We start from the raw sequence: 6,712 nt of genomic DNA on the forward strand, positions 1-6,712 counted from the left end.
TTTTATATATTAAGAACGTGCTTGTTCAATAAATTTTGCTAAAGAATTAACTGAGGCAAAGTGCGCTTTAGTTTGATCAGAGTTTGCATCTATTTTCACATCAAATTGCTTCTTTATCGCAAGACCAAGCTCTAATGCATCTATGCTGTCTAGTCCTAGGCCATCTACAAATAAAGCGTCATCATCTTGTATGTCAGCAGTGGTCATGTCTTCAAGGTCAAGGCTTGAGATAATCAGTTGTTTTATTTGTTCTTTTAATTCGCTCATATATTTTTTAGCTCTTGTGTAAAATAATGTTGTAAATCTTTAGTCAATTGGCGTGATTGCATCGCAGGCATATCGCTGTCGTACGTTGCACAATTAAACTGCTGGCTCGCAAGCCCCATTGTAAAATGCGCCTGATATGGCGCGACCTTATACCAAGGTGTGCCCTTGGTTAAAGTGTTTGGCTTCATTTTAATTAAAAAAGTAGTAATGGGCGCATGACATCTAATTGCAATATTTGCAGCGCCTCGTTTAAACTTTAATGTTTTGTGAGGCTCTGTCCGTGTCCCTTCAGGAAATACAATTAAGTTATTACCCTTTTGCAAACTGCGCTCGCACTCTCGTAATAGCTCCTGCGGATCGTCATTACTTATATAGCCGGTGCTTTTAATAACGCCGCGCATAAAAGGATTTTTAAATAAATGCGCCTTTACTACGCAATCTGCATTTTTTACTACCGAAATTAAGACAACAACATCAATTAAAGAAGGATGGTTTGCTAATATCAGTTGCCCTTTTAAGCCTTCAATTTTTGCTTTATCGTTAACATGAAATCGAATAACGCCCGTTACATGCATTAAACTAACAAACAATTTGAAGCTGTAATGTACTGTTTTTCGAGCCTTAATCTTTTGTTTAACTGAGTCACTTTGAAATAGGCGCTGAGCAGGAAAAACAATAAAGGCTAATACTAAACCACCCATTCCAAAAACTGAAAAGCAAAATGCAGTAGCAATAGTCCGCCAAATCAACCCACATAGCCTTTGTACATTTTTAAGCATGGTATGTAAGCTGCCAATCGTGCTCAAGCGTGTTATGAACAAGTAATGTATTGCTTCGCTCACACAAAGCTTTAGCGCATTGAATACTCATTGGTAAGTCGCTTTTTTCCATGCCCGTATTAAATACTTTGTTTAAACTAAAATGGGGTTCGCCTTTTTGCGGCGCTCTTATTATTAAACCAATAGAGTGTGCTATTTGCTGTTCATCGGCGTACTGAGCGTAAATATCGGGGAGAGTCTCATCGGTATGAACTATTAACATGTGTTGCTGATCGTTATCAGCAAGTCTTACAAAGCCATCTACGAGTGCATAAATAAAGCTTTCGGCTCCTGCAGCAATAGCATTTGTAGCACTTGTATTACCCTGTATTATCCCAAAAAGTCCCGATGCGGCATTATGCACACTTAACCCAAAACCAGTGGGCGACAGTGGCTGATCATTTACTACATCAATAAGTAAGTTAGACGTTTTGTGAAAATCACCGTGGCGAGAAGAAAAAACACTCGGTAAATTAACGTAGTTACCTTGAGTGCTTACTTGATGAGCACTAAAGAGTGCCATTTTAATAAAGGAAGTCATTCGGCGTCGCTGCATAGCAGGCACCCAACTAAGATTTAATACAGAGGAATCAAACCAATTACTCTCTTTTATTTGTCGCTGTTCGGGCTTTATCCATATAGCGAGTTCTTCAACAACAAATTTCACAGCTCTGCATATTTTATAAGATATAAGGGAAGGAATTTTACCGATTTTAGCAATAGAAGTAAATAATCATTAACAAAAAGCACTGAACTAACACTTTGTTCAGTGCTTGCTCATATTGCTAGGAAAGGAGGGCTATATCGTCCTGCTTTATACACTTAGCTGTGCCGCCAACAACATCGTTGTTATTCAACTCATTAATTAATACTTCGCCTTGAGCTTGCTGCTCATCACTAAGCGGTAAATACGGTAATCTAAATACAGGGTTTACTGCACCTGTCATCATCAACGCGGTATTAATAGCAATGGGGTTTGGTTCACAGAACAACCAGTTCATTAATGGTTGTAATGATGTATTTAACTCATCATTTTTAGTATCCATTAACTGACGGAACAAACCAGGTATAAGGTTAGAAGTAACCGAAATAACACCGTGCGCTTTATGTGTGTGGCGCGCATCATGACTTTCGTCATCGTTACCCGACCAACATGCAATACCTTGTTGTTCATAATGGGCAATACGTTCATTACCGCCACACTCTTTTACACCAATAAAATATTCATGTTTAGCGAGTGGCTCAATAATATCAGGTGTTAGGTCTTGACCTGTTCGCCCTGCTACGTTGTAAATAAAGGCAGGTCCAATATCAAGTACGCGCTTAAAGTGCTCTTTAACACCCGCAATTGACGTACGTCCGTAATACGGATTAATTTGCAGTGCTGCATCCATACCGCTGGCAAAGCCATATTTAGTTGCTTTAATCGCTTCACGCGTGTTGTTACTACCGGTATTACCAACAATAACCAGTTTGTCACCGTACTTGTTTGCACTGTGCGCTATAAGCATTAAATGCTCTTCCCAGTTCATTAACTGGCCTTCGCCTGTTGTACCACCTACTACAATCCCATCAACGCCCGCTGCAATTTGTATTTCAACGAGTTCATCGTATTTTGCTAGGTCTATTTCACCATCTGCTAAGTATGGCGTTTTAATCGCTGTAATAAGGCTTGCTTGTTTAATTTGCTCTAGGGTGCGCATAAAAATTCATTATTTATAAAACTTGCGCCATTTGTAACATACTTGCCGATATTTTTGGAGGTGTAAGCCTACATTTAATTATAAAATCTCTTGTGTTATTGAGTTTGGTAATACAAAATGAATCACTGTATATATAAACAGTGCTTTTTATTTTAACAATACCAGAGGCTTTATGCGTTTATCTGACTACTTAGCAACTCATTTTTATAATACCGATGAACTATGCCAAGCATTAAATATAGATGCAGACATGCTTTTAGCGTGGCAAGAGCGCAGCGTTTTCCCCAAACCAAGCTATTGTATTAAAAGTCAACTTAGCTGCAGCTCATATTCAGGTTTGTATGAATGCGAAGAGTATGACGACTATTACCCGCGCGGCTGTGTTAATTGGGGTCAAGGTCTTTTAAAACAAAAAATAGAATCATCAAGCCATGCTTTTAATTATTTTGCACAGCAATATACTGCAAGCCTAACTAAACTCGCTCAGCAAGGATTTACGTTTAGCGAAGAGCTATTTGGCTGCGAAATAGACGAGCACTTGCAGCAAATTTGGCAACAGTTTTTATGCAGTAAGTACGGCGTGCTTACTCAAAATGGATTAATAGACGAAATAGTCTCGGTAGATATTGGCAGGCTATTAGTTGACGACATTACAGAACTGCGCAGTAAAGCGAGCTTAAACCAAGAAGAAAGAGCGCTACTGCACCCCGCCATGAAGCTTTTAAACAAAGCATTAGGGCATGGCGCCGATCATGAAAAACAACACACATTACGCACCCGCTATATAGATGCACTTATTTTAAAATACGACTTATCTATAAAATAGTTTTGCAATAGTTTGATTATTTATCATTTTAGGATTATTTTACGAAAAACAAGATCTGTTAACTTAATTGTTACGTAAAACATGATTTAAAGGCACTGACTCAATGACAATCAAAACAAAAATAAGTGTAATTTCTGCTGTAATCACTATCCTATCTTTTAATACGCTAGCTAAAGCTAACCACGAAATAGCAAATGACGACATAATAAAAATGCAGCGTGCAGCACTTGCTAAAAACACTGCGAATAAAGGCTTTGGCCCACAATCTCCACGCAATATTGATAATTATAAAGGCGAAAACACCGTAGTTTTCTCTCATGCCCCAACTTCATCAAATATGAACTTATGTAATATACACTTTCATAAAAATGCTGAACATGCCGGTGGCGAGTTTAGTAAATATGCCGGAAATGGTAATGGAAAAGGCTTTAAAAGTGGCTACTTATATTCAGGCTCTTTAACTAAAAGTGAAAGTAAACCAGCAAAAATTGAAATTTGTCCAAGCGATCACGGCGCGCTTTTAGTTGGCGATACCATTGAGGTTCATAACGTTCATACGTCAGCAATTGTAAAACCAGGCCCTACCTTGGGTAGCTGTTTAAGTGATTCGATTAAAAATCCGCAACTACGTGTTGAAGCCCAAGTATATGTATTAGTAAACGATGCTAACGCACTTGATTTTGCTGAAATAAGCACCGTGTCATCTGTTAATGGTTACTATCAAGCTATTGCTACACCTATAAATACGGGTAAACCGGTTGTTTATAGCGGTTCAACTACTGGTCCTAGTTACAACGAGACAGGCTCTCCTTTTCAAGTAACATGGTCAGTTAAACCAAAAGTAGCAAAGGTTGATATAAACAGTGTTGGCAAATGGTGTGAAAGTAACACCTTTAATGAAGATCATGCTCACGGCGTACGAAATCTCGTAATAAATCCTGCATTACTCTCTAAAATCAATAATTAAAATTTAGCCAAATAAAAAACAACCCGCTAATTAGTGGGTTGTTTTATTATGACCGTTAAAATGAGTATTACGCTTAATGGGATAAAAATGTCACATTAAATGTATTTAAATCTTCATATGTAATACATGTTTGCTCATTGGTATTAAGCTCAACAACACCACAGTAAGAACCAGTTATAAACACTTGCCCTGCTTTTAAATTAATTCCCTTTGCTGATAAGTAATTAACCGCCCAATAAAGTGGAAGCTGCGCAAGCTCTGCAGGGTGCACACCTGCCAAGTTTAACTCCAGCTCAGTTTGCTTAACGTTGATATTTACAGTACTTGCGTTATACGCTTTGGCTTTATCTATTTGCGGGCCTAAATACACGCCTTGATTAGATAGGCCATCGGCCAGCTTTTCAATGTGAGTGCTTGGAGTGTCTTCATCAAACCTTTTTTGAATAAGCTCAAGTGCTAAATGGGCGCTGGCAAATGCAGTATCTACGTCTTCATTTGTATAGGTTTTATCACTTGGTAAATCGCTTTGCAAAATAAATGCAATTTCAGGTTCTATCAGCGCTTTGTTGTTTGTTGTATACAGTGGGCAATTTTCAGCTTGTTTTATAGGTGCATGTAAAAGAGGCGCTAATATAATTGAGCCATCATCTAAAGGCAGCATACACTTCCAGCCATATATAGTTTGCTCATTTAAATAAATCATCAACTTTTGTACTTCTATTGCATCGTCAGTCGAGTCTAGTACTAACTCTTTAGGAAAGTTTGAACGCGCTGGGTTTTCTTCTCTTTGTGCTAATAAGTGAGTAGCAATTAGTTTTAGCTGTATTGAGTTGTTCACATAAATCTCTTTAAAATACGTTACTGGTTAAGCAGTAAATAGGAAGGGTTATATTATTAATGTATTAGCTTAGGCATTAGAACATCATGTTAAATGCCTATAATTAAAATTGTATTTAAAACAAAGCGTGGTAATTATTTAAGTATCAATAGATTTAAGCGAACGTAAAAACAGCCCTAAGCCACCAAACGCTAAAATTATAATAACAATCAAATCAAACGACGTCATAGTTCGCATACTAAATCGAACACTCTATATAACGCCAAATATTAGTGCGGTTAACGAACCTAGAGATAGCACCCAGCCTAAAATATTTTTAGAATTGTAAAAAATCAGACCCACACCAAAAATAAATGGGATCATAACCATGCCGCCTGTAACGCCAAAGCCACCTAAAGCATTAACACTATAAATGCGAGAACTTAGTCCAAAATTAGAGGTCACCGAAATTGCGTTTAGCAGCATATAAAAGCCACCGCACATCATAATCAAACCAATAAAAAAATGCCCAATACCACCAGAGCTTCCACCCGCACCTTTCATTATTAATTATTCCTTTTATATTTTTAACTTAATCGTTTTAAATGGTAATTACTCGACTATTAACATTGACCGCGGTCTACATAATCAATCCGTGCACACGCGAAAACACTTATCGCGTAATTACATGCCAAATAACATAAAACCAAGATAAAAAACCATGCAAAATTGCCCATAACACAGACTCGTTAGCACTCCATGAAATAGCAATTGCTAGGGCTGTACCAAAAGAGACTCCATATTTTACTATTTCATTTCTTGAGTTTCTCATTAATTACACTCCTAATTTTTAACTTGTTAGCTGCTTGATTTTATTACTAAAACTGAAAGCTCTTTACCATCAATATTGATACTTGCTTCTTTGCCTAGTTCAACAACTAAAGAGGGAGCCATATGTTTTCCACCTAGTTTTAGGTCAGTTGCTAAACTAACAGTAGAATCATCAATTGGCGTTACTGTAAGAGCAAAACTATACGAATTTTCAACTGAAACTGACGCCTCTTCGTTTGAATTTACTACTAAAATAGGTGAACCAATTAAGTTTTTATTATCATAAAACTTGGCATTCACTACAAAACTATCATTAGCTTGTGCAAATGAGACAAAGCCTAACAACGCTATTATTGCGATTAATTTTTTCATTATTATTTCCATATAAATTGATACAGCTAAAGGCCCTAGATTCAAATTGTAAGTGCATAACTTGTTTTGGCTAGATTAAGTGGTCAGTTGCTCATAAGCTAACTGCTTTTT

Annotated in this window: 9 protein-coding genes and 1 pseudogene; 2 read left to right on the forward strand and 8 right to left on the reverse strand. The window is 37.2% G+C overall.

From position 1 onward, the window contains the following. Positions 1 to 9: 9 nt before the first annotated feature. From I6E85_RS08180 to dapA, 4 genes are all read right to left on the reverse strand, one after another. Positions 10 to 267, reverse strand: a complete 258-nt coding sequence (locus I6E85_RS08180; RefSeq protein ID WP_007580830.1) for a phosphopantetheine-binding protein — start codon at positions 265 to 267, stop codon at positions 10 to 12. Continuing rightward, the gene (locus I6E85_RS08185) at positions 264 to 1,046 is read right to left on the reverse strand and encodes a 1-acyl-sn-glycerol-3-phosphate acyltransferase (protein ID WP_024591741.1); all 783 of its coding nucleotides are present in this window, start codon (positions 1,044 to 1,046) and stop codon (positions 264 to 266) included. The genes I6E85_RS08180 and I6E85_RS08185 overlap by 4 nt, the downstream gene beginning before the upstream one ends. After that, positions 1,039 to 1,752, reverse strand: a complete 714-nt coding sequence (locus I6E85_RS08190; protein WP_197236816.1) for a beta-ketoacyl synthase chain length factor — start codon at positions 1,750 to 1,752, stop codon at positions 1,039 to 1,041. The genes I6E85_RS08185 and I6E85_RS08190 overlap by 8 nt, the downstream gene beginning before the upstream one ends. Before the next feature lie 118 nt (positions 1,753 to 1,870). Continuing rightward, positions 1,871 to 2,788 carry a 4-hydroxy-tetrahydrodipicolinate synthase gene (dapA, locus tag I6E85_RS08195; protein WP_197236817.1) on the reverse strand — a complete coding sequence of 306 codons (918 nt, stop codon included), beginning with the start codon at positions 2,786 to 2,788 and terminating at the stop codon, positions 1,871 to 1,873. A gap of 172 nt (positions 2,789 to 2,960) precedes the next feature. On the opposite strand from dapA, the gene I6E85_RS08200 reads away from it, so the two are divergent. Next, complete coding sequence (locus tag I6E85_RS08200) at positions 2,961 to 3,614, forward strand: DUF6058 family natural product biosynthesis protein (protein WP_197236818.1); 654 nt, start codon at positions 2,961 to 2,963, stop codon at positions 3,612 to 3,614. A 103-nt stretch (positions 3,615 to 3,717) separates the two neighbouring features. Next, entirely contained in the window at positions 3,718 to 4,581 is an 864-nt protein-coding gene (locus I6E85_RS08205; RefSeq protein ID WP_197236819.1) for a delta-class carbonic anhydrase, read from the forward strand. A 73-nt stretch (positions 4,582 to 4,654) separates the two neighbouring features. On the opposite strand, the gene I6E85_RS08210 is transcribed toward I6E85_RS08205, so the two are convergent. The 4 genes and pseudogenes from I6E85_RS08210 to I6E85_RS08225 form a co-directional block, all read right to left on the reverse strand. Further along, the gene (locus tag I6E85_RS08210) at positions 4,655 to 5,419 is read right to left on the reverse strand and encodes a 2-keto-4-pentenoate hydratase (RefSeq protein ID WP_197236820.1); all 765 of its coding nucleotides are present in this window, start codon (positions 5,417 to 5,419) and stop codon (positions 4,655 to 4,657) included. 138 nt (positions 5,420 to 5,557) lie between these two features. Next, a pseudogene (locus I6E85_RS08215) lies at positions 5,558 to 5,962 on the reverse strand (hypothetical protein). A gap of 109 nt (positions 5,963 to 6,071) precedes the next feature. Further along, positions 6,072 to 6,230 (reverse strand): hypothetical protein, encoded by a 159-nt coding sequence (locus tag I6E85_RS08220; RefSeq protein ID WP_007378675.1) that lies wholly within the window; start codon positions 6,228 to 6,230, stop codon positions 6,072 to 6,074. Between the two features lie 26 nt (positions 6,231 to 6,256). After that, on the reverse strand, positions 6,257 to 6,601 hold the full coding sequence (locus I6E85_RS08225; RefSeq protein WP_197236821.1) for a hypothetical protein: 345 nt from the start codon (positions 6,599 to 6,601) through the stop codon (positions 6,257 to 6,259). Between the last annotated feature and the right edge of the window lie 111 nt (positions 6,602 to 6,712).

Source organism: Pseudoalteromonas sp. NZS71 (assembly GCF_015864715.1).
Lineage (GTDB): Bacteria > Pseudomonadota > Gammaproteobacteria > Enterobacterales > Alteromonadaceae > Pseudoalteromonas > Pseudoalteromonas arctica.

Excerpts from the sequence above, each read along its gene's own strand:
- I6E85_RS08180 (WP_007580830.1), bottom strand. The coding sequence starts at position 267 with ATGAGCGAATTAAAAGAACAAATAAAACAACTGATTATCTCAAGCCTT.
- I6E85_RS08185 (WP_024591741.1), bottom strand. The coding sequence starts at position 1,046 with ATGCTTAAAAATGTACAAAGGCTATGTGGGTTGATTTGGCGGACTATT.
- dapA (WP_197236817.1), bottom strand. The coding sequence starts at position 2,788 with ATGCGCACCCTAGAGCAAATTAAACAAGCAAGCCTTATTACAGCGATT.
- I6E85_RS08200 (WP_197236818.1), top strand. The coding sequence starts at position 2,961 with ATGCGTTTATCTGACTACTTAGCAACTCATTTTTATAATACCGATGAA.
- I6E85_RS08205 (WP_197236819.1), top strand. The coding sequence starts at position 3,718 with ATGACAATCAAAACAAAAATAAGTGTAATTTCTGCTGTAATCACTATC.
- I6E85_RS08220 (WP_007378675.1), bottom strand. The coding sequence starts at position 6,230 with ATGAGAAACTCAAGAAATGAAATAGTAAAATATGGAGTCTCTTTTGGT.
- I6E85_RS08225 (WP_197236821.1), bottom strand. The coding sequence starts at position 6,601 with ATGAAAAAATTAATCGCAATAATAGCGTTGTTAGGCTTTGTCTCATTT.